At 59.8% G+C, this 21,868-nt stretch carries 19 protein-coding genes and 1 tRNA gene; 10 read left to right on the top strand and 10 right to left on the bottom strand.

Features of this window, described 5'->3' with window-relative positions; translation table 11 throughout:
* Positions 1-86: 86 nt before the first annotated feature.
* Positions 87-1,250: an alpha-hydroxy acid oxidase gene (locus tag AC2D9V_RS02120; protein ID WP_484712382.1), complete on the bottom strand. Its 1,164-nt coding sequence runs from the start codon at positions 1,248-1,250 to the stop codon at positions 87-89.
* A gap of 126 nt (positions 1,251-1,376) precedes the next feature.
* Between AC2D9V_RS02120 and AC2D9V_RS02115 the strand changes: the two genes are divergently transcribed.
* Both AC2D9V_RS02115 and AC2D9V_RS02110 read left to right on the top strand, forming a co-directional pair.
* Positions 1,377-2,519, top strand: a complete 1,143-nt coding sequence (locus AC2D9V_RS02115; protein ID WP_484712381.1) for an Acg family FMN-binding oxidoreductase — start codon at positions 1,377-1,379, stop codon at positions 2,517-2,519.
* Positions 2,512-2,982: a MarR family winged helix-turn-helix transcriptional regulator gene (locus AC2D9V_RS02110; protein WP_484712380.1), complete on the top strand. Its 471-nt coding sequence runs from the start codon at positions 2,512-2,514 to the stop codon at positions 2,980-2,982. Before AC2D9V_RS02115 ends, AC2D9V_RS02110 begins: the two co-directional genes overlap by 8 nt.
* On the opposite strand, the gene trpA is transcribed toward AC2D9V_RS02110, so the two are convergent.
* Positions 2,983-3,774: a tryptophan synthase subunit alpha gene (gene trpA / locus AC2D9V_RS02105; RefSeq protein ID WP_484712379.1), complete on the bottom strand. Its 792-nt coding sequence runs from the start codon at positions 3,772-3,774 to the stop codon at positions 2,983-2,985.
* A gap of 124 nt (positions 3,775-3,898) precedes the next feature.
* On the opposite strand from trpA, the gene AC2D9V_RS02100 reads away from it, so the two are divergent.
* From AC2D9V_RS02100 to AC2D9V_RS02090, 3 genes are all read left to right on the top strand, one after another.
* Complete coding sequence (locus tag AC2D9V_RS02100) at positions 3,899-4,093, top strand: hypothetical protein (RefSeq protein ID WP_484712378.1); 195 nt, start codon at positions 3,899-3,901, stop codon at positions 4,091-4,093.
* 71 nt (positions 4,094-4,164) lie between these two features.
* The gene (ychF, locus tag AC2D9V_RS02095) at positions 4,165-5,262 is read left to right on the top strand and encodes a redox-regulated ATPase YchF (RefSeq protein WP_484712377.1); all 1,098 of its coding nucleotides are present in this window, start codon (positions 4,165-4,167) and stop codon (positions 5,260-5,262) included.
* Positions 5,263-5,662: 400 nt separating this feature from the next.
* Positions 5,663-5,752, top strand: a tRNA-Ser gene (locus tag AC2D9V_RS02090).
* 670 nt (positions 5,753-6,422) lie between these two features.
* On the opposite strand, the gene AC2D9V_RS02085 is transcribed toward AC2D9V_RS02090, so the two are convergent.
* The gene (locus AC2D9V_RS02085; RefSeq protein WP_484713391.1) at positions 6,423-7,454 is read right to left on the bottom strand and encodes a sugar phosphate nucleotidyltransferase; all 1,032 of its coding nucleotides are present in this window, start codon (positions 7,452-7,454) and stop codon (positions 6,423-6,425) included.
* Between the two features lie 576 nt (positions 7,455-8,030).
* Between AC2D9V_RS02085 and AC2D9V_RS02080 the strand changes: the two genes are divergently transcribed.
* A complete protein-coding gene (locus AC2D9V_RS02080) occupies positions 8,031-9,221 on the top strand; it encodes a glycosyltransferase family 4 protein (protein WP_484712376.1) in 1,191 nt (396 codons plus the stop codon).
* Here the strand turns inward: AC2D9V_RS02080 and AC2D9V_RS02075 are convergent.
* Positions 9,195-9,623: a rhomboid family intramembrane serine protease gene (locus tag AC2D9V_RS02075; protein ID WP_484712375.1), complete on the bottom strand. Its 429-nt coding sequence runs from the start codon at positions 9,621-9,623 to the stop codon at positions 9,195-9,197. The genes AC2D9V_RS02080 and AC2D9V_RS02075 overlap by 27 nt on opposite strands.
* A 470-nt stretch (positions 9,624-10,093) precedes the next feature.
* Between AC2D9V_RS02075 and AC2D9V_RS02070 the strand changes: the two genes are divergently transcribed.
* Both AC2D9V_RS02070 and AC2D9V_RS02065 read left to right on the top strand, forming a co-directional pair.
* Positions 10,094-10,789 (top strand): VPLPA-CTERM sorting domain-containing protein, encoded by a 696-nt coding sequence (locus AC2D9V_RS02070; RefSeq protein WP_484712374.1) that lies wholly within the window; start codon positions 10,094-10,096, stop codon positions 10,787-10,789.
* Positions 10,790-10,972: 183 nt separating this feature from the next.
* Entirely contained in the window at positions 10,973-11,686 is a 714-nt protein-coding gene (locus AC2D9V_RS02065; protein WP_484712373.1) for a VPLPA-CTERM sorting domain-containing protein, read from the top strand.
* 88 nt (positions 11,687-11,774) lie between these two features.
* Here AC2D9V_RS02065 and AC2D9V_RS02060 read toward each other — a convergent pair whose 3' ends face one another.
* Together AC2D9V_RS02060 and xrtD are read right to left on the bottom strand one after the other, a co-directional pair.
* Positions 11,775-12,686: a glycosyltransferase family 2 protein gene (locus tag AC2D9V_RS02060; protein WP_484712372.1), complete on the bottom strand. Its 912-nt coding sequence runs from the start codon at positions 12,684-12,686 to the stop codon at positions 11,775-11,777.
* Positions 12,687-12,753: 67 nt separating this feature from the next.
* The gene (gene xrtD, locus AC2D9V_RS02055) at positions 12,754-14,334 is read right to left on the bottom strand and encodes a VPLPA-CTERM-specific exosortase XrtD (RefSeq protein ID WP_484712371.1); all 1,581 of its coding nucleotides are present in this window, start codon (positions 14,332-14,334) and stop codon (positions 12,754-12,756) included.
* A 202-nt stretch (positions 14,335-14,536) separates the two neighbouring features.
* Here xrtD and AC2D9V_RS02050 point away from each other — a divergent pair, with 202 nt between their 5' ends.
* Positions 14,537-15,214 carry a trypsin-like serine peptidase gene (locus tag AC2D9V_RS02050; RefSeq protein ID WP_484712370.1) on the top strand — a complete coding sequence of 226 codons (678 nt, stop codon included), beginning with the start codon at positions 14,537-14,539 and terminating at the stop codon, positions 15,212-15,214.
* Between the two features lie 22 nt (positions 15,215-15,236).
* On the opposite strand, the gene AC2D9V_RS02045 is transcribed toward AC2D9V_RS02050, so the two are convergent.
* From AC2D9V_RS02045 to AC2D9V_RS02030, 4 genes are all read right to left on the bottom strand, one after another.
* Positions 15,237-16,478: a hypothetical protein gene (locus AC2D9V_RS02045; RefSeq protein WP_484712369.1), complete on the bottom strand. Its 1,242-nt coding sequence runs from the start codon at positions 16,476-16,478 to the stop codon at positions 15,237-15,239.
* 49 nt (positions 16,479-16,527) lie between these two features.
* A complete protein-coding gene (locus tag AC2D9V_RS02040) occupies positions 16,528-17,142 on the bottom strand; it encodes a polysaccharide biosynthesis/export family protein (RefSeq protein WP_484712368.1) in 615 nt (204 codons plus the stop codon).
* A gap of 160 nt (positions 17,143-17,302) precedes the next feature.
* Positions 17,303-19,738: a tetratricopeptide repeat protein gene (locus AC2D9V_RS02035; RefSeq protein WP_484712367.1), complete on the bottom strand. Its 2,436-nt coding sequence runs from the start codon at positions 19,736-19,738 to the stop codon at positions 17,303-17,305.
* A gap of 107 nt (positions 19,739-19,845) precedes the next feature.
* Positions 19,846-20,532: a sugar transferase gene (locus AC2D9V_RS02030; protein ID WP_484712366.1), complete on the bottom strand. Its 687-nt coding sequence runs from the start codon at positions 20,530-20,532 to the stop codon at positions 19,846-19,848.
* 410 nt (positions 20,533-20,942) lie between these two features.
* Between AC2D9V_RS02030 and AC2D9V_RS02025 the strand changes: the two genes are divergently transcribed.
* A complete protein-coding gene (locus AC2D9V_RS02025; protein WP_484712365.1) occupies positions 20,943-21,860 on the top strand; it encodes an ExeA family protein in 918 nt (305 codons plus the stop codon).
* Positions 21,861-21,868 lie beyond the last annotated feature (8 nt).

Below are 21,868 nucleotides of genomic sequence, written 5' to 3'. Positions count from 1 at the left end.
TAGCAAGCGGCTGCTCCTCGTGCGCCTCCGGCTTCTCGACGCGGGCGGTCAGCGAGGTGCGCCGAAAGCGGACGACGCGCGGGTGGTCAGGCCCAGCGGCCCTCGAAATCTTCGGGCACCAGAAGGTTGTGGCGGCCCATGTTCTTCACGTCACGCTCGCCACAAAGGGCCATGGTGATGTCCATCTCTTTATGGATCACCTCCAGCGCCTTGGTCACCCCGGCTTCGCCCATCGCGCCCAGCCCGTGGATATAGGCGCGGCCGATCATCGTGCCCTTTGCGCCGAGGCTGAGCGCCTTCAGCACGTCCTGGCCGGAGCGGATGCCCGAGTCGAGCCAGACCTCGGTCTGGTCACCGATCGCGCGGACGATGGAAGGAAGCATCCGGATTGAGGAGAGGGCGCCGTCAAGCTGCCGCCCGCCGTGGTTCGAGACGATCACGGCGTCGGCGCCCATGTCGGCGGCCATCTTCGCATCCTCGGGGTCAAGGACTCCCTTCAGGATGAATTTGCCCTTCCACTGGTCACGGATGCGGGCGACCTTGGCCCAGTCGAGCTTGGGGTCGAACTGTTCGTTCGCCCAGGCGGTCAGGTCCGCAAGGCTGGTGACGTTCTTCACATGGCCAACGATGTTGCGGAACTGGCGGCGCGGGGTCTTGAGCATCCCCATCGACCAGCGCGGTTTCGTGGCCATGTTGATCAGGTTCGGGATCGTGGGGCGGGGCGGGGAGGTGAGGCCGTTCTTCAGGTCCTTGTGGCGCTGGCCGAGGATCTGCAGGTCCAGCGTCAGGACAAGGGCCGAGCATTTCGCGGCCCGGGCACGTTCGATGACGCTGTCGACGAAATCTTCGTCCTTCATCACGTAAAGCTGGAACCAGAACGGGTCCGGGCTGGCGGCGGCGACGTCCTCGATGGAACAGATCGACATGGTCGAAAGCGTGAAGGGAACACCAAAGCGCGCAGCGGCGCGGGCGGCGAGGATCTCGCCATCCGGGTGCTGCATGCCGGTGGAACCGACGGGAGCGAGGGCGACCGGCATGGTGACCTTGTGGCCGGCCATCGTCGTCGCCAGGTCGCGCCCGGTCAGGTCGCGGGCGACGCGCTGGCGGAAGCGGAGCTTGGCGAAGTCCGAGGTGTTCTCGCGGAAGGTCTGTTCCGTGTAGCTGCCGCTTTCACAGTAGTCCCAGAACATCTTCGGCGTGCGCTTCCGGTGCAGGCGCTTGAGGTCCTCGATGCAAGTGATGACGGGCATGGGCTCCCCCGGGATTGGTCATCTTCGGTTACCAATTCAGCGAAGCACACGCAATGCAAGATCGGGCTTGCATTTGATACGATATCGCACTAGATGCTGCGATATCGTATCAAATAGGAGCCCGCCATGACCCTGTCCCGACGCCGCACGCTTGCCCTGATCGGAGGCGGCGTCATCCTTGCTGCCACTGCCTCTCTGGGCGCCATCGCCACCCGCCAGCCGCGTACCGCCCTTCTGCCCTGGGGCGAAGCGGGGCAGGGCGAAGATGCCCGCCACCGGGCGCTGTCCTGGGCGCTGCTTGCGCCGAACCCGCATAACCGCCAGCCTTGGCTGGTTGACCTGCGCGAGGCCGGGGTGGTGACGCTTTATGTCGATACCAACAAGCTTCTGCCCTTCACTGACCCCTACAACCGGCAGATCACCATCGGACTGGGGTGCTTTCTGGAACTGATGCGGATGGCCGCAAGCCATGACGGCCATCGGGTCGAGATCACGCCCTTCCCGGAAGGCTTTGACGACCTGGCCCTGGATGGCCGGCCCGTGGCGCGGGCGGTGTTCGTGGCCGACGCCTCGGTGACACCGGACCCGCTGTTTGCACATGCAGCTGACCGCCGGTCGAACAAGGAGCCCTATGACCTGACGCGCCCACTGCCCGCTGGCAGCCTGGAGCGCCTGGCCGTTGCGACCAGCGCGACCTTCGGTGGCACCATCGCGCCGGAGGAGGTCGAGGCCTGGCGCGCCTTCACCCGTGAGGCGCTGCGGATAGAGATTGAGACGCCGCATACCTACAAGGAGTCGGTCGACCTGATGCGGATCGGCCGGGCCGAGGTGGATGCAAATCCCGACGGAATCGACTTTACCGGTCCCCTCTTTGAGGTCCTCGGCGCGACAGGCCTGATGACGCGCGATGGGCTGATGGATACCTCTTCGCCGGCTTACCAGGCCGGGCTGGATGCGGTCTATGCCAATGCGGATACGGCGATGGGCCATGTCTGGCTGGTGACGAAGGGCAACAGCCGCCTTGACCAGATCGCCACCGGGGCGGACTGGCTGCGGGTGAACCTTGCCGCGACGGCGGCCAGGGTGGCGTTCCAGCCGCTGAGCCAGGCCTTGCAGGAATTTCCGGAGATGGCGGCACTCTTCGCCGAGGTGCATGCGAAGCTTGCACCGGGCGGCGGGACGGTCCAGATGTTGGGGCGTATCGGCTATGGGCCCGAGGTGGCGCCCAGCCCCCGCTGGCCGCTGGAGGCGAAGATCCTGGATGCCTGACCGTGCCGCGACCCCGGAAGCCACGCTTTTCGGCTTTTTCAACGAGGTCGCAATCCTTGCTCAACTCAGCCGCGCCCTCTTCGAGGCGCGGCTTCCCCATGGCTTCAACCTGCCGCAGTTCGCTGTTCTGAACCACCTGATCCGGGTCAGGGATGGCCAGACCCCGCTGGCCTTGGCGCGGGCCTTTCAGGTGCCGAAGACCAGCATGACCCACAGCCTCGCGGTGCTGGAACGGCACGGGCTTGTCGAACTGCGCCCGAACGAACGTGACGGGCGGTCGAAATGCGTCTTCATCACCGAAGCAGGTCGCAGTTTCCGCCAGACGGCCATCGAAGGCCTGATGCCGGACATGGCGGCCATTGCTAGCGCCTATCCGGCAGATCGCCTGGCCGAGGTTCTTCCGGTGTTGACCGAGTTGCGTCAGGTAATGGACCGGATGCGCGATCCGGGCCAGAACGACTGATCAGGCCGAATGCGCGCCTTCGGCCAGCGCCTTCACTTTCGCCAGCACTTCGGCAACCGGGACGCCAGCGCCGATATCCTTGACAATGGCAGAGCCGACGACAGCACCGTCCGCGACGCTGGCGATGGCTTTCGACTGTTCCGGCGTCGTGATGCCGAAGCCCACGATCACGGGCAGGTCGGTCGACCGCTTGATCCGCGCGACTTCGGGGCCCACGTCATCCGCCTGCGCGGCGGCGGCACCGGTGATCCCGGTGATTGACACGTAGTAGACGAATCCGCTGGTGTTCTGCAGCACCTTGGGCAGGCGTTTGTCGTCGGTCGTAGGCGTGGCGAGGCGGATGAAGTTCAGGCCCGCCTTCTGGGCGGGGATGCAAAGTTCGTCATCCTCTTCGGGGGGCAGGTCGACGACGATCAGGCCGTCGATCCCGGCGGCCTTTGCCTCAGACAGAAAGCGGTCGACCCCGCGGGAATAGATCGGGTTGTAATAGCCCATCAACACGATGGGCGTAGCCTGATCCCCGGCGCGGAAGGTGCGGACCATGTGCAGCACCTTGTCCATGGTCATCCCGCCCTCAAGCGCGCGCTGGCCGGCAAGCTGGATCGTCGGTCCATCGGCCATCGGATCGGTAAAGGGCATCCCAAGCTCGATCACATCGACCCCGGCGGCGGGCATACCCTGCATGATGGCAAGCGAGGTCGCCTCATCCGGATCGCCACCCATGATATAGGCGACGAAGGCCTTCTTCCCCTCGGCCTTGAGCCGCGCAAAGGTGTCGTCGATCCGTGTCATGGCTGGCCCCCCGGGAGTTCCGGCCCCATCTGCCATGCGTGTGCGGGGGAAATCAATGGCCCCAAGGCGGCATGCGGTGCCAGGGCCTCTGGTATTCTGCCGCTGCAATCCCATCTTCCTTGGCATGAACTATCTTCTCGCCCTTCTCTTGCCGCCCCTGTCGATCGTCCTGACCGGACGTCCGATCCTGGGCATCCTGGTCTTTCCGATCTGGGTGCTGGCCCTGATCTTTTCGGGCGGCCTGACGCATCCGATGTTCATCCTCCTGGCCTGGCTCTTGATCTTCCAGTCCCGCGAACGGTCGGAATGGCGGGACTGACGGTGTCAAAGCTTGCACCGGACCGGTCCGCGCCGTAGAGACGGCGCCGTGCTGGGCTGAAGGGGTCGGACATGGGTTTCAGGATGGGCATCGTCGGGCTGCCGAACGTGGGCAAGTCCACCCTTTTCAACGCGCTGACCCGTACGGCGGCGGCGCAGGCGGCCAACTTCCCGTTCTGCACCATCGAGCCGAACGTGGGCGAAGTGGCCGTACCCGACGCGCGCCTCGACATTCTGGCCGGGATTGCCGGGTCCAAGCAGATCATCCCGACCCGGATGACCTTCGTCGACATCGCGGGGCTGGTGCGGGGGGCGTCGAAGGGAGAGGGGCTGGGCAACCAGTTCCTGGCCAATATCCGGGAATGCGACGCCATCGCCCATGTCCTGCGCTGCTTTGAAGACGGCGACATCACCCATGTCGAGGGCCGGATCGACCCGGTCGTGGATGCCGAGACGATCGAGACGGAGCTGATGCTCGCCGACCTTGAAAGCGTCGAGCGGCGGCGCGCGAATCTGGCGCGGAAGCTGAAGGGGGGCGACAAGGAGAGCCTGGATCAGGACCGTCTTCTGGCCGCAGCGCAGGCGGCGCTGGAGGCGGGCAAGCCCGCCCGGACGGTGAAGGTTTCCGAGGATGACCAGAAACAGTGGCGGATGCTGCAGCTGCTGACCTCAAAGCCGGTGCTTTACGTGTGCAACGTCGAAGAGGCCTCGGCCGCGACGGGGAACAGCCAGTCAGAGCGCGTGGCGAAGATGGCGGCCGGGCAGGGGGCGGGGTCGGTCGTGATCTCGGCCCGGATCGAGGAAGAGATCAGCCAGCTTGCCCCCGACGAGGCGGCGATGTTCCTGGAAGAAATGGGACTGCATGAGGCCGGGCTCGACCGGCTGATCAAGGCCGGCTACGACCTTCTGGGCCTGCAGACCTACTTCACCGTGGGGCCGAAGGAGGCACGGGCCTGGACGATTGCCAAGGGAACCCTTGCCCCGCAGGCGGCCGGCGTGATCCACGGTGATTTCGAGAAGGGCTTCATCCGGGCCGAAACCGTGGCCTACGAAGACTATGTCGCCGGAAAGGGCGAGGCGGGCGCAAAGGAAGCGGGCAAGTTCCGGGTCGAAGGCAAGACCTACGAAGTGAAGGACGGGGATGTGCTCCACTTCCTCTTCAACGGATGAGTGACCACTGTGGTCACCTTGAGAAAATCTATTTTTTACATATAGTTGTGGTTTTCCGTTAGGACTTTCTTCAGATTTCGCGGCGGGCATCCCGCGGCGTGACGCGGATCCTGAAAGTCCGTCTTCGAGCGCCGCCGCAGTTTCGACTTTACCCGATGTCCATCTCCGGTGGGCCGACATGATCGTCTTCTCTCCCGCTTTGAGGGCCAATAGCTGACCCAGCAAATCGATCGCGCCCTCGGTCCTCACCTGGCTCAGGTCGATTAGCGTTCCAACCAACTGACAGCACCAACACCGGCGCGAAGTGACCGACCGACGTGATGAACTCTTTCCAATGGAAACCGGTCGCCGCGCCTTTCTCCCCTTGCCCCCAGAGCCCCCTTTCCGTAAACGGGTCGGCGGAGTGGTGGCCGAGTGGTCGAAGGCACACCCCTGCTAAGGGTGCAGACGGGAAACCGTCTCGAGGGTTCGAATCCCTTCCACTCCGCCATTTTTCCCATAGTGCTTCCTTCCATTCCCAAGAAAGGATCGCACCATCAAACCGTGGGATCAAACACCTAACGGTGGTGCCTTTGGGCTCCAGATCCAAGCCGGCCCTCTTGATCGCAAGAGAAAGCATGGCGGACCGGTCGTCCACAGCGGTTGCACAATCTTCAGTACGACTCAGAAGCCTCGCAACTGAGCGTTTGGCTCCTCCGGCTCCAAGCGTTAGCAGGTCAGGATCCAACCTCTATCGGCACAGGGATTAATCAGCGCCGGTCGTGAGAGGGAATACCAGAAGCCATCGGAGACGGCACGAGCGTGCTAGCTAGTCCGAAAAGGACGCCCGTAAGTCCGCCGCCTATGTATGCCAGTGCCGAGAGCCACACGCCACCACCCATCGCAAGCACACAGCCTGCCAAGAGAACGCCAGTTGCTATGCCGAAGATAACGAACCCGAGTGTCATGTCTTAAGCCCTTGGGCGAGTTTGTTGCTCCAGTTCGCCAGATGATTGTGTCAAGATATCGGCGGCTCTGTGCCTCAACTTGGGGCAATTGCGGCAAGGAAGGCGCGATCGGGGGGGCTACTCACGACCTGCCTGGTCGGCCGTGTTGCCGCAAGCTTCGCTTACCGCTGAAGGCCAGGTGCTTTGGATTCAGTATCGTCGCCGAGCCGCCTGTCACTGCCGGTTATAGACGTCATCATAGCGGGTTATGTCGTCTTCACCGAGGTAGGCCCCGGTCTGGACCTCGATAAGATACATGGGCACTTTGCCAGGGTTCTCCATGCGATGAACTGCTCCCAGCGGGATGTAGACGGACTGGTTTTCTGTCAGCAGCCTGACCTCTGACTCCACGGTCACACGCGCAGTTCCGGCAACGACAATCCAGTGTTCTGATCGATGCATATGAGATTGCAGCGAAAGCATGCCGCCGGGCCTAACGCAGATTCGTTTCACCTGGAAACGGCTGTCGATGCAGAGTGTTTCATACCAGCCCCAGGGACGATGAAACCGCGGATAGTCCGTCGCCTGCGGCACTTTTGAGGCCTTGAGCTGGGCAACCAGAACCTTGACATCCTGTGCCCGGTCCAGGTCTGCGACGAGGACGGCGTCGCGCATTGCGACGGCGACTATCCGATCAAGACCCAGTCCGACCAATTGAATTCCCGGCTCTTCCGTGCGCAGGAGCGTGTTTGTGCAATTCATTGCCATCGCCGGTTGGGCGGCGCGCTCGGCAGCCGGCCTTTCAATGAAGCGGGCGACCTCTGTCGCCTCACCAGGGCGGGAAGCGCCAGTAAGCTCAAGATAGTCATGGCCCGTCTCTGGCCGTGTGGGCGGCACACCGAATGTGACCAGTCGACCATCGCGGGCCGCCTGCACGCCGCATTCTGGAGCAGTCTGGAAAGCGGAAGTGTCCGAGATCAAATGGTCCGAAGGCGCGACAAGCATCAATGCATCAGGCTCATGCGCAAGGCTGAGCGCAGCCGTAAGCACTGCTGGAGCGGTGTTGCGACCCGCAGGCTCGATAAGCACACGTGCATCAGATAGCCCCAGAGCAACTGCTTGCTCTGTCGCGAGGAACCGGAAATCGGTTCCCGTCATTACCAATGGCGCCGTAAAGCCTGGACCGGAGAGGCGACGCAGCGTGGACTGATAAAGGGATTCGGATCCAAGAGTGCTGAGAACTGCTCGGGAAACGTCGCCCGTGATGAAGGCCACAGTCTTGTGCCAGAGCCGCCGCAGAGGATAACTAGAACAATCAGGCTCATGAAACCTCCACAATGCGCACAGCCGACGACCTCCTCGTGCTACACGTCTTGGACCATAGGGCAGGATGTACGACCCCTCAGCCAACACTCGATCAGATCCGAACGTTTTGCATAGAATGAGTTCATCTGCTAGGCCCACTTGCGTGATTTAACATCGGGGTAGTTCAGTGAAGATTGTCATTTTCGGACTTGGATACGTCGGCTTCACAACAGCGTGCAGCCGCCTTAGTCGAAGAACGGATCGCTCAATTTCTTGCTGCTCAGAGGTGGCGAGAATTTGTTTCAGCCGCGAGCTTCTGCGCGTAAGTCTGAGGGTGAAAGACTATTTCCGTCACCACACTCCTGTCAGCCTCATTCAGGCTCAAGCTCATCAATTGGGGCAGCCATTACCTCATTCAGACATTGCTTCGGGTTCCGCAGTTGATGAGTCAATTGGTCGCCACGACTTGCAATACGCCATGAAGTCACTCTGGATTGGAGCCTTCTCTTGATCTCATTCAATCCGGCCCGTCGGGTCTTGATCCTTGTAGAAAACCTGCCGGTGCCGCTTGATCGCCGCGTGTGGCTTGAGGCCACGACACTCGTGCAAGCGGGCTATGAAGTAAACGTAATTTGTCCGTCAGGGCGTGGCTGGACTGAGCCATTTGAGGTAATTGATGGTGTTCATATCTGGCGATATCCAGAACCGCCGGAGGCGCATTCTGGGGCGCTTGCCTATGCACGGGAATGGGGCACCGCCCTTTGGCAAATGGCACGCCTAATGCCTGTCGTGTGGCGAAAACGCGGATTCGATGTCGTGCAGGGCTGCAATCCGCCGGATCTTCTGTTCGTACTGGCGTTGCTTTGGCGACTTCGGGGCGTTCGCTTTCTTTTCGACCATCATGATGTCTGCCCTGAACTGTTCGAAGCGAAGTTTGGGAAGCGGGGTATCCTGCACCAGTTCATGCGAGTTTTGGAACGGATGACCTTTGCAACTGCTACGGTGTCGATGGCAACCAACGAGAGTTTCCGCCGAATAGCCCTTGCGCGCGGTGGCATGCGACCGGAAGACGTCTTTGTCGTGCGTTCTGCGCCTAGGGTCGAAAGCTTTCTGCCAGGTCTAGGTGATGTCTCGATGCGCCGGGGAGCCGCGACGGTCCTTGGATACGTTGGAGTCATTGGTCAGCAAGAAGGCATGGATCTTCTAGTTTCTGCTATTGATCATCTCGTTGGCCGTTTAGGGTATCGAGACATTCATGTAATTGTCGTCGGATTCGGTCCTTCCTTGGGCGATGTGCAGGCCGATGTGGCGGGCCGAGGACTCGAGGAATACTTCACCTTTACAGGTCCGCTATACGGAGATGAGTTGCTGGAGGCGCTAAATGCGATAGACGTCGGTGTGGCTCCTGATCCAAAGAATCCGATGAACGACATCTCCACTATGAATAAGGTTATGGAATACATGGCTTTGGAAAAGCCAGTGGTGCAGTTCGACCTAACGGAAGGGCGGGCGTCGGCAGGAGAAGCATCACGTTATGCGCGGGCAAACGACCCTGAAGATTTCGCGGAACAGATCGCTTGGCTTATTGAGCGACCTGAAGAGCGTGTCCGAATGGGCCGACTTGGTCGCGAGCGGGTGATGGAGCGACTGTCCTGGGCACACTCGGTGCCATCCCTACTGGCTGCCTATGACCGGATCTTTTCAAGGATGAGAAACTCTGCGCCATAGCGGCGTCAGAGCCAGCCCGGCCAGGAAGCCGCCGAGATGGGTCTCCCAGGCGAGGCGACCGCCCTGGAGAACCCAGACGGCGACGTTCATGGCAATGAGCAGTGTGACCAGACCTGCACACCGCAGCAACTTTGCGCGCGCACCAGTGGCGCCCTTCACTTCGGCCACAACCCAGTCGGCTGCCAGCCCGAAAAGAGCGCCCGACGCCCCGACCATAGGCGCAGGAGTGGAAGTCAGAAGACCGAAGGCCAGGCCGCCGCCAAGGGCGGAGAGACACCAGAACCATAGCAACCCGACGTTCCCACGCCGAGCCGCCACCTTCGGCCCCAGCCAGAAAAGGGCAAACATGTTGCCGGCAAGATGTCCCGCTCCGGCATGCAACCAGGTATAGGTGAAGAACATCAACGCCGGCTGTTGTGGATAGTTCGGTGTCCAGCCGTGAAGCAGGCCAGCCCAGAATGCACCCTGGGTATATGCAAGCGGTCGCCAGCGCTCTGAACCCCAGAGACCCCAGTCTGCTCCCTGAAGGATAACTTCGGGCATAACGCAGAACATCGCCAAGACCCAAACTGACCATGGGATTGCGGGAGCCTGATGAGGGAACCGGTTGTGCATGGGCGTGACAGTGGCGCGCCTCTCCATGGCTGGCAAGGTTCGCATGATTCGGCTCGAGCGGCGGGCTTGCAGAAACGCGCGGATGCCATTGTTGCCTTCCAGGCAACCAATTCGACTTGCGCGAGAAATGCCAACCTTCCGATCTTGATGAAGTTCAGCCCGTGGTTGCAAAGTGAAGCGTTCCGGGATTTGCGCTTTGGTGTGGTTGGGCCAGCGCCTACTATCCGTAGTGACTATGGTAAGGTGCGGGGCGGATCATGAAATCTTTGGCGCAAAGGGTCGCGCTCGCTACGCTCCTGTCGCTGTTTGTCGGGGCGGGAAACGCCACTACGGTCAGCTATCAGAAGTCAGGCGATCCGTTCAACGGGAACGGCAGCGTATCGGTTTGGGTCAAGTCTACCTTGCCTCCGGTCACCACAATACATGCGCGCGCTGGCGGTTTCTTCCTGAGGGGCGATATCTTCGGGAACGGGGTAGAGAATTTCGTCGGCTGGTGTCTCGACATTGCGCACTATCTGGCGGACGGAAAGACGTACAAGCCGACGAACACGCCCTTTGAACAGGACAAGCTTACCGACCAGCAGCTTGGGAACATCGGAAGGCTGTTCAATACCGCATATGCACAGCTTGACTTGTCAAAGGCCAGTCAGTCGGCAGGGTTCCAGCTTGCGCTCTGGGAGATCATTTACGAGGACCCGGCCAAGAAACTCGACCTGCGGAACGACAGCCTGACAGTGACAGGAAATTCAGCGGCCGCCGCCATCGCGGTCGGACAGGCATTCCTTGACAATCTGTCAGGCAAGGTGACGCAGAGGTGGGCGCTGACCTTCCTTGAGAGCGAGAAGAACCAAGACCTTGTGACTGCGACGCCGGTTCCGGTTCCGCTTTCGGCTGGTCTGATGATTGTCGCGCTGGGCGGACTTGCGGTCGTCGGGCGTCGCAAGAAGGTTTGAATAGTCCGAAGTCTATTCAATGAAGCGTGAGCGGTCCCTTGGGGGCCGCTCGTTTTTTTCGCGGTCGTCTATGGACGAATTGATCACGGCGACTGATTCGGTTCCTGCCGTCATCCAGCCACACAGTCCCAATCCAACGGACGAATTCTTTGCACGCTTGGCGGGAACTACGAGACGTGACTGATGTCCCCGCGGCAATCGTCGGTTGCAAACGCAGCATCAACGGGCAATCGCTTTGCGCTCGCCAGGAAAACAGGGCAGAATTATGGCATTGGGGCGGCTTATGTACTTTGGAGAGTGATGATGGGTATAACCGGTGAAATGAAGACGCTTCTCGCTGCCGGCGCTATTGCGCTGATGGCTGGTGGGGTGGGCGCTGCAACGGTGAGCGGAACCTGTTCTGGCGGGAACAAATTCGTTTCGCTTTTTTCGGTCGAAGCAAACGACGCAAGCAATGTGTTCTGCCAAGAGGGAAATCCAGACTACTCGACGGATGAGGGCACGCCTGAACTCGATGCGTTTGGTCACACGTTCACACTTGCGTACAAGTCGGCAGGTGGTGTTGGTAGCGCACAGGAAAAGGGTGACAATGCCTTTTCCTTCGCAAGTTTCACCGCCGGAAGGTGGGAGTTGAGCGATGCGCCTTCTGCGACGCTGAAGTTCCTTGTCGGGATTAAGCAAGGCACAACCTACGCTGCGTTCTTGGTGAACGCGAAGGCTGGAACTTGGTTTACTGCAGATTCTTCGACGTCTGAGCCTACCTTTGGTATATCGCATTACGACCTCTGGTATGTAGGCGACACTCCCGCCCCCATCCCGCTTCCTGCCGCTGGTTTCCTGATGATCGGCGCTCTGGGTGGTTTGGCCGCGCTTCGTCGGCGTCGTCGGGCTGTCTGACGTCAGTCAAGGCTGCAGAAAGTTCAAGACGGGCGGTCAAGGGGCCGCCCGGCTTCATTTGTTAGATGAAGTGCCCTGACGCTCTGTCTCAGTGCTGACGACTCTGACCACGGTTCCACGCGCCAGATAGCCGCGCCGGATCGCCTCCGAACAGCAGCCAAAGCATCACCCGTGCGCGGTAAAGCCGAATGCGCACGAGTCCGGCCCAGGCCAAGACGCGGCTGCGAAGGCCGGAGACCCGGTCGGAGCCGAGTATGCGCGGGATTTCGGCCAAGGGCGAAAGACCCATCGCAAGCGCTTTCACGGCGAACTTCAATCGACCCCCTCGCTTCATCTTGGCCGAGGTGAAATCATGTGCGGTATGTCGATCCCATTTCTGGTAAAGGCCCGTGAAATCGGCACGTGCCGGATGGTACACCCGCATCTGCGGCACAAAGCGAATCCGGTAACCTCGGCGTGTTGCCCGCTGCCCCCAGTCACGATCTTCCGCGATTGAAAGTCCGGCAAAAGGGCCGACATCGTCGAATACACTTCGGCGAACGAGCAGGTTGCCCGTACCTGTAAAGCCTTCACGTGCGATGTATCGATCCATCCTGTAGGCATAGATGCTTTCGTAGGCTTCCAGAATTGTCAGACGGGCAGGGTTGGCACAGGCAATTCGCACGTCGCCGCCAAGGATCGTGGCGCTGGGATCAGTCATCTCGGCCGCCCCAACCGCCAGCCAGTCGCGGTCGGCGATGCAATCAGCATCGATGAACGCCAGAAGCTCGCCACGCGATGCGGCAACGCCGGCATTGCGGGCAGGTCCTGGACCAGGAGTGGGTTCCTGGATCAGGCGGACTCCGTCGTGTGCGCCACAGATACCTGTCGGAAGGACCGCTGATCCGTTATCGACGACGAGCACTTCGTCAGGCTGCTTCGATCCGGAGAGCAGTGACGTCAAGCAGCGCTCCAGCATTTCCGGCTGATTGAGGTGAGGAATGATCACTGAGATGCGCATAAGAGACCTGAGATCTCGCTCCCAAGATGGCAACCGCCTCCTGCCTTGGTGTTCGGTGGCACTTGGCTCAATCCGGAACAAATCGGGGCAGTCTCTGCAGCGCTTCAGCCATGAAGCGCTGCATCCGCGCTTCCGCATCGGCCTCGGTCTCATCCGGGCCGATAGCCGTTACGAAGCGCACGAGGGCACCATCGGTGCGGCCAATGGTAAGGCTGTCCCAGACGACCGAGGCCTTGGCGGCATAATCGTTCGTCATGCGCTTGCCGCGCTGTTCGAACCAGTAATAGACCAACTGCTTTGATAGTCCCTTCTGGATGACTGCGCGGTTGACTGTGAAATCGCCGTAAACCGTTCCAGGGATCGAAACCGGAGTCGGGTCGATTGAGGACACCTCCCAACCGCCGACGGGCAGACAGACTTCCGGGGAGTGAATGCCGGACCCTTCGGTCTGCTTTTCGTAGAACGCGGCGAAGAAGTTGACAAAGCCGGTCTCGCCCGGGGCCTGATAGGTTGCGTTGATATAGTCGTCGGCACCCAGAACCTGCTCTACTTCAGGATCGAGTCGTTCAACTTGCCCAGACCAAACACCAAGGTCGCGCGGAAAGAGGCTGAACGGGTCGCGGTCTACGGCGACAGGAGTCCGAGGAGGAGTGGCGACAAACGCAACTGTCACTGCCAGCGTCATCAGGGCAGCAACGATAATGCCTCGCGCAGGCGCAATGGCAGGAAGTCGGCGCATTTGTGCTGCAAAGCCAGTGGTGTCGAGGTCAATGGTTTCAGACAGGGGTTTCGGGTCCCGGGTCAGGCGCTGCAAACCGATTGCCATAAGGAATAGGATCCCAATGCAAGCACCAAAAATCACCCAGCCTTCGAAGAAATGCAGAAAACCTTCTGCGTGTTCGATGCCATAACTGTTCACCAGAACGCCGATCATGCCGATCCGGAAGCTGTTCATGAAAACGGTCAGCGGTGCCGCCATAAGAAAGAGTACCGCCTTGTGCCAGAAAGGCCCGCGGTAAAGAATTCCGAAGAGGTAGGAGAATGAGAGGATCGGAAACAGGTAGCGCAGACCTGAGCAGGCTTCGGCGACTTGAAGCTTGTAGACGCCCAGGTCGATCACGTTGCCTTCCAGAAAGACCGGAACGCCAGCCAGACGGATGAACCAGACCCCAAGTTCAGAGGAAATGAGCTGCAGGAAGATGGTCAGTTGCCAGAAAACGAACTGGGGCAGAGGAAGCATGAAGATCAGGTGAAGCACAGGCAACTGGTGCAGACGTCCCCGCTCCCAGCCCATGCAGACAAGAACGACGCCGCCAATCCAGATGATCAGCGCATAGGTCACTATATCAGGGATACGGACCAGATTGCCGAAGATGCCGAGCAGGAGGGCGAACAAGATAACCACAACTCCAGGGCGTCGATCCACTGGAGCAGTCGGGTCAACTTGCGGGGCCTGCCGAAGCTCTCGAAGAAAAAGGTAGAGAGAAATCACCGGGATTAGCGGGCCGTGGCTGTATTCAGCCGTTGTCCATGCCGCACCGAGGGAGACAAGGCCCAGCCAGAAGACCGGGATTGCCGACACAGTCAGCAAAAGAAACCAGGCAAGACCGGCCGGATTGACGGCCCCAAGGCGACCCTGAGAATCCAAGTATGTCATGGCAACAAGAACCCGAAGAAACGCACAGGATACACTACTGTTTTGCGATCAGTCTGGCCAGCGGAACCAGAACGAAAACACACTGATCACGAAGTGTTAGGCACATGCGAGGCTTGACCTTGCGTTTGGCCTTGCGTCAGACTCTCTCATCCGTCGCGTTGGTTGAACCGTGAATGGATGAAAGGGCTTCCGTATGGCTTGTCCTGTCCTTGTCGCATGCACATTGATCGCGATGCTGGCTCCTCATGGCGCGCAGGCAGAATCGGTGCCCGCTGCCATTGGACGGATAAGCTATGGCGCTGAGCCGGTTCCAGGCAGTGCAATTTGTACCGGAGTACTTGTCACATCTGATGTGGTTCTGACGGCTGCTCATTGTGTTCGCGATGCTGCACTCAGCCCGGAAACCATCCATTTTGTGGCAGGTTGGTCGAAGGGTCAGCCGACCGGACGCCGTGGTTCAGCGGTCATCCTCGCGGGTGGCGAAGGCGGGCCGGGACTTGCTGGACTGGTCGAAGATGTGGCGCTTGTGGTCTTGGACACACCTTTCCCGACCAATGAATTCTCGCCGCTGCTGCTGACGGACCCAGGGAGCGGGCCATTTTTCCTGACCGCTTTTGACCGTGCCACACCGAACCAACTGCGCCGTTCCGTTTCTTGCAGGCCATTGGCACAGACTGACGGCCTGATTGCGCTTGATTGCCCGGTTGTCTCGGGTAACTCGGGTGCCCCGTTGTTGCAACAGGATCCGGAGGGTTGGCATGTAGTTGCCGTGATGGTGGCATCATCCGTGGATGGACCTTTTCGGTCCTGGGCAGTTGTTCCTCAGGCAAAGTTGCGGCACCTGATCTCGACCCTTGGCGACGGGGATTAGGCCGATCAGGGTAATGTTTCGGTCACGGACGCCATTCAAATGCCCGTCGGAGTTCAAGAAAGACGGTGTCTGACGTTGCATTACCAGTGTTATCTTCATCGCGGATACGATGCGTAACGCCCGCATCGAGGATCCAGTCATAGGGCAAACTCAGGTTGTAGCTTGCCGTAACGGCAGCATTCCTGGTCGTTTCGTCGGATTCGGTAGCCTCGCTGTCGCTGGCGCTTAGTCCGAAGTTAACCGACGAAAGAGGGGAAATGGAGTGGCTTAGTCCGAGGCTGGCAGTCGTAACGATGGTTTCCTCATCGTCATCACCTGAGGTCACTTCGTGCCTAAGGCTTGCGCTCAGATTGCCACGAGGCAGGTCTCGCTGCCAGTTAACTCGGCCTGTCGGAGACACTTCGCCCGTGACACCGCGCGTTGCACCGACACTGAAGGAAAGCGAACTGTCCGGTTGTTCCCAACTCCGACCAAAGTTAAAGCCCGCCCGTGTGCCGTCCTCAGTGTCTTCAGCGAAGACGTTGGCAGAGGCGAAACCTGCAGGCCGATCACGCTGCAACCCGAATTCTGTGCGAAGGGTGTCGCGCGGGTCGTCGCCTTCTTCATCGTAACGCGACCAGCGCAGGCCCCCTGTCACTTCCGTCGCGTCGTCCAGAGAGAAACGCAAACTCGCACCGGCATTGCTACGCTGGTTGTCAACTTCATCTGTTGCGCCGCTATACGTGGTATCGGTGAGGCCGGCAGTCAGTGACCCACCCCACGGCCCTTCGTCGCCGAAGGAGAAAGCAAGCGCGCCCCCAGTCTGGCGTTGTGTGCCATTTCCAACCACGTCTTGGGTGATGTCTCCGGTCTCGGGATCAAGGACAAACTCCCGCAACGTATCGAGGTCGTTCTCCCGCAAGAATCCGGATAGCGTAAGCGAAGATGTTGCGCCAAATCGCTTCAGCGAGAGGCGCAGATTGGGGTCTATGAAGCCGTCTGGACTGACGTCGTCATTGTCGGCGGAAAGAGTTCCGCCTGCGGAGAGAGCTACTTCACCGGTACGAGTCGCATCGGTCAGCCCGAAGGTCAGCCGCGAAGAAAATCGATCCCGCCTAGGTTCTGCCGGCACGGTAAGGCCAGGATTTGAAGCACTTTCAACTCGGCCAGAAATACCGAAGCTTAGCCGCAATCCGCCGTCGTCCTGTGCCAAAACGGGAAAGACGACCAGAGCTGCAAGCCCTAGTCCCGATACAGTCGTTGCGATCCACGCCCCGTATGTCATGCCCGCCCTTGTGCGCCTTCGGCCTTGCTGGCCAGTTCTTGCGCGATTGTTATTCAAATAGCTTTCGCTGCGGCACCATGATCACATCACCGTCCTGAAGGACGATTGATCCTGCATTGCTGGTTCCGCGTTCGATTGCATCATAACTGATTGTGGTGATTTCGCCACCACGCCGCAGTTGTACGCGCTTGGTCGCGGCAAACGGCGAAAAGCCACCCATCAAGGCAAAGGCCTGGAGAAGATTCGTGCCGCGCTCGACGTCCAACCTGCCGGCTTTTGCCGCCTCACCGATCACAAAGACTTCGATGACCGCGGGGGTTGCTTGGCCGCCGGACGCAGCTCGCGGCTCGGCGACTTGTTCAAGGGAAATAAAGACGTTGGGAACGGTCGCAAAGTTCGCGCCGATCTTTCCGGCCAGATCGCTCTGCAACTGCTCGATCGTACGGCCCGCCGCAACAACGCCGCCCGCTAGCGGGAAGGAGATGCGACCATCCGGAGACACAAGCGTCGAACGGTTAAGGCCGGGGTCTTCCAGAACCTCTACCCGCAGGACGTCGCCTGGCCGGATAAGGTAGTCCTGTGCAGCAACGTCGTCTGCCACCGCCGAGACAGCCAGCACGCTACCCAACACAACTGTGCTAACCCTGCGAGCAATCCGCTTCATTTCGCAGTCTCCCCTGGGCCGCAAGCATCTGGCCCGCAAAACACTCAGCTTAAACTTTAGTCGCTATCGTCAACATCTGAAAGCACAATTGTCCATAGAGGGTCGGATACCCTATGCGAACTTGCAGGAGCGTGGCTTCCCTGCCGCAGGTTCGGCGCCCTCAAGGAGCGGGAGGCAAGGATGCCAAAGTCTCGCGTGCGGTCTGGAATTGAGGCAACGGACTGTCTTTCGCGAGCTCCAGCGCGGTGCTCAATTGACGACGAGCATCTTCTGGCCGGTTCAATCCAGCATAGACCATTCCAAGATGGAACTGTACCAAGGGGTCATCTGGCAAACCCGCGGCCGCTGGTTCAAGGTAACTCAGTGCCTCTTCCAGGTTACCGCGTCGGTACTCGATCCAGCCGTAGGTGTCCTGGAAGGCGGGCACGTCGGATCCCCGCAGGCGACGGGCCACGGCAAAGGCACGCTCGAGACTTTCCGGATCGGTACGATGCGTCGTGATCAGACTTGCAAGATTGTTTGCTACAACGACGTTGCTGCTGTCCTCGGCGTACATGGCTTCGTAGATTGAGATGGCTCCTTCAAAATCGCCTGCGCGTTCCAATTCGCTAGCCTTCAACCATCTGAGTGAGCTTGAGGCCGGTTGAGCGACGAGTGCTGCATCTAGAACGGAGCTTGCCTCAGCTGACCGCCCGGCGGAGTTGAGCAAGCCATACAGCAGTCTCGGAGGCGTATCAGAGGAGGGATCCTGTGCGATCAATTCGCGTAGCGTCGCCTCAGCGAGGTCGTTTTCACCCGCCAGTACGCGCAGACCAGCGTCAAGCAGCTTCAATTGCGGCTCATCGGGGCGTTTGGCAAGTTGGGCGTCAAGGTAGCTTCGTGCCTTGGTAAGCTCCCCTGCGCGGGCATGTGTCTGCACGATCAGTGTGATGGCGCGAAGATCGTCGTTTCCTTCGCCTATCTGGCTCTCAAGAAATGCAATCCCTTCCTCGACCCGGTTCTGGCTGAGGAGCAGGGCAGTTTGAAGGCCTCGCTCGGTTTCGAGAGCCTCTGCCGTGCCAAGCTGTCGCAACGCTGCGCGAATCTCTTCCGCTCGGAGCCAGTCCTGAGAGGCAAGATACAACTCTGCGAGTTGAGCGAGAACCGAAACGCTGGTTGGGTCTGCCTTCCTCGCATCGGTCAGTACCGTTTCGGCTGCATCCATACGATCTTGTTGCATCAGGAACGCGGCATATCGAAGGGAAGTCTCGACGGCGTGTCCCGAGACCTCGACCGCCAACGCCAAACGTTCGCCAGCCAGGTCGATTGCACCGTCACGTTCATGAGCTTGCGCCATCAGCGTCAGAATTTCCGGATCCCGGGGTGCCTGGTCCAGTGCCGCGCGCAGATCGATTATGGCATCACCCGGCCTGTCCTCGGACACATGCCAGGCCGCCCGCATCTTGAGCGCTTCGACCATTGTGCTGTCTTCGGCAAGCACCTCTTCGACGCGCGCACGAGCGCCAACCCGATTCCCATTGGCTTCGAGCATTCGTGCTTGCATCACCTTGATGCGCCGGGTCTGGTCCGATGGCGCAGCTGCCGCGATAACGGCCTCCAGTTCTTCCAGTGCCGCTTCGCGTTCACCTGCTTCGAAGTCTATCCCCGCGCGCAGGGCGCGGTAGAGGTCTGAGTTCGGCGTTCCAGCATTTGCTGCGATGAGCTTGTCGAGTTCAGCGCGCGCTGCCTCCGCACCCTTCGCCGACTGAAGCAACTGGACGACCGCCAGATGGCCTTCAGGAGTTGATGTCAGCTCACCGGCGAGGCGCCGAAGCAATTCTTCCGCCGCATCGAGGTCTCCCTGGGCGAGATGCCAGCCAACAAGTGAACTGCGAACGTCCTGATTGTCTGGGAAGCGGTTGAACATTGCTTCAAGCAGCTTTCCTAGGCCATCTATATCCCCTGCATCAGCAAGGAGCCGCAGTTTCATGCTGTAGAGTTCGAGCGAATCCGGCTCTGCCTCGATGGCGCGATCGATCTCGGAAAGGGCGGCAAGAGGTGTATCCCCTTCGACCAGATAGTCGATTACAACGCGGCGGGCTAACTCTTGATCTGGCGAGGCGTCGAGCAAGGCGCGTGCCTGCTCATACAATTCCTTCTGCGCGGCGGTATCGCGGTCGGTAACTGCTTTGCGATAATCCAGAGCAAGCCGGATTGCCGGGACGCCTGTCATCTCGGGTGCCAGCCTTACGACTTCGCGTCCGTGCCGCTCGGCCTCTGTCCAGTCCCCGCGGCCGATTGCAAGCTCGGCCAGTTTCAGGCGGACCTCCGGCGTATCCGGGTACTGCTCGATCAGACGAAGATACTGGCTGTAGGCATCAGCGACCTCACCGCGCGCCAAGATGGTGTCCGCATATAGCTGGCGCGCTTCCTTGTGGAATCCGTCCAGCTCGAACACGTTGCGCAGTTCAACGAGGGCCCGGTCGGTATCTCCCTCAGCAAGGAGAGCAAGGGCAGACTGATAGTGTTTTTCGGCGCGTTCCTCCGCACTGTCGCAGCCAGACAACGCGAGAGTCCAAAGGATCAGGAAGAGGGTCAGAAACGATCGTAAGCGCATGGTCTGGTTCCGCTCGGGTGGGCAGGCCGATCAGAGGTTTTCAGCACACGACTTGCTCCCAGACAGATCGACCCGTCTGCGTTCGGGAAGGGCACATGAGTGCAAGTTCAGCATCCGGTACCGCGAGCTACTGCCCGAACCGTTGCAGCGAGGATTCGAACATCCGTCGCGAATGACAGGTTACGGTCATATTCATAGTCATAGCTCGCGCGCGCAGCAAAGCCCGACTCGTTGCGCGCCGACACCTGCCAGAGGCCGGTGATCCCCGGACGCAGCGAGTAGTAGGCATCGCCAGGGTAAAGCGCACGCTGCGATGGCATCATGGGTCGCGGTCCGACAAGGCTCATGTCGCCCCGCAGAACATTCCAAAGCTGCGGCAGCTCATCCAGCGAGGTCCGGCGCAGCAGCTTGCCAAGGCGCGTAACGCGGGGGTCGTGGCGAAGCTTCTGGCTATGATTCCACTCGGCCTGCGCGACCGGGTCTGTCCCGAGATAGGCGGCAAGCCTTTCGTCGGCATCAAGCTCCATCGTACGAAGTTTCCACATCCGGTAAAGGCGACCGCCCTTCCCGACACGATCCTGGAGATAGAAGGGTCTTCCGCCGCTCATGGCGACTGCTGTCGCAAGGACAAGTATGAGCGGAAGGACAAACGGCAGGCCGACAATCACAAGGACGACATCAAGGGCACGCTTGACGTAGGAGCGGTAAACGCCGTCATGACGCTCCCTCCGAGTGCCCCTTTCGGTCGCAAAAGTATGGTTGTGCTGATCCGGAAATCTATAATGTGTGGTCATCAGAATACTACTCACTTGCACGATTCATGTTGAACTTGAGCGGACCGCCACATGGTTTTCTGGGCAAAATCCCAAGGGCAGGCGCGAGGCAATACAAGGGCAGGCGCGGGGCAATACATCGGTATACGGCCTTTGTCTCAACTTGACGACGATAACACCCGGCGGAAATCGATGCTAACGGAATTTAACCAGTCTGGTCACGAATCAGTTCGTCAAGCCTTTGAAAAGCGGAATTTTTCCACAACTCTGCATTGTTTCCGTCCAGGAACATCACTTTCCTGTCGGCGCTCTTGGCGGATCGTCACGCAGGGGGCGAAAGATTTCACGCATCTGCAATCAATAGTTGTGCGAACCGATTCTCTCGATAGAGAGCGTTGACATCATCAAGCCTTGGAATGGCCAGACTTTGCGTGCAGAAGACACTCCGTTCTGATACTCGTGGAGCTATGGAAAGCACTCTTGATATCTACAATGTGCACTTCGGACTGAAGGAGCGCCCGTTCTCACTATTGCCGGATCCGGATTTTCTCTTCTGGTCCGAACAGCATCAGAGTGCGTTCGCAATGCTGGAGTACGGGATACTCACACGCGCACCAATCACGCTGATCACCGGCGAGGTAGGCGCAGGCAAGACCACGGTCTTGCACCAGCTCCTGCGCTCGGTTGGCCCGGATGTCCGGATCGGCTTGGTATCCAACGCCCATGGTGATCGGGGCGAACTGCTTCGTTGGGTCCTTATGGCTCTGGGCGAGGCCGCACCGCGCGACGCAGGTTACGTTGATTTATTCGCGCAACTGCAGACGTTTCTGATCTCGGAATATGCAGCTGGGCGACGCGTGATCCTGATCTTTGATGAGGCACAGAACCTTAGCCGGGAGAGCCTTGAAGAACTCAGGATGTTCACAAACATCAACTCCGGGAAGGATGAACTGCTCCAACTCGTGCTAGTCGGTCAACCCGAGTTGCGCAGTATGGTGCTGCGGGCGGACCTTACGCAGTTTGCACAGCGGGTGGCGTCAAGCTTCCATCTTCAGGCTATGGATGCAGCCACCGTAGCCGGCTACATCCGTCACCGTCTGGCAGTGGCAGGCGCTCAGCGCGAGCTTTTCAGCCCCCTTGCGATGAAGGAAATTCACCGGGTGACTGGGGGAGTGCCGAGGCTGGTCAATCAACTTTGTGATCTTTCGCTGGTTTATGCCTTTACGAATGGGCACAAGCGTGTGCTTTGGAAAACGGTGCGACAAGTTTTGAACGATGGTGTCTTCTTTGGGGGTGGACTGCGCGACCTTGCGCCCGCACCCCGGCGGAAGTCTGTGAAAAAGGGTTGACTGACGCG

The organism is Tabrizicola sp. T46, assembly GCF_057219895.1.
This window is presented reverse-complemented; position numbering and strand designations above follow the sequence as displayed.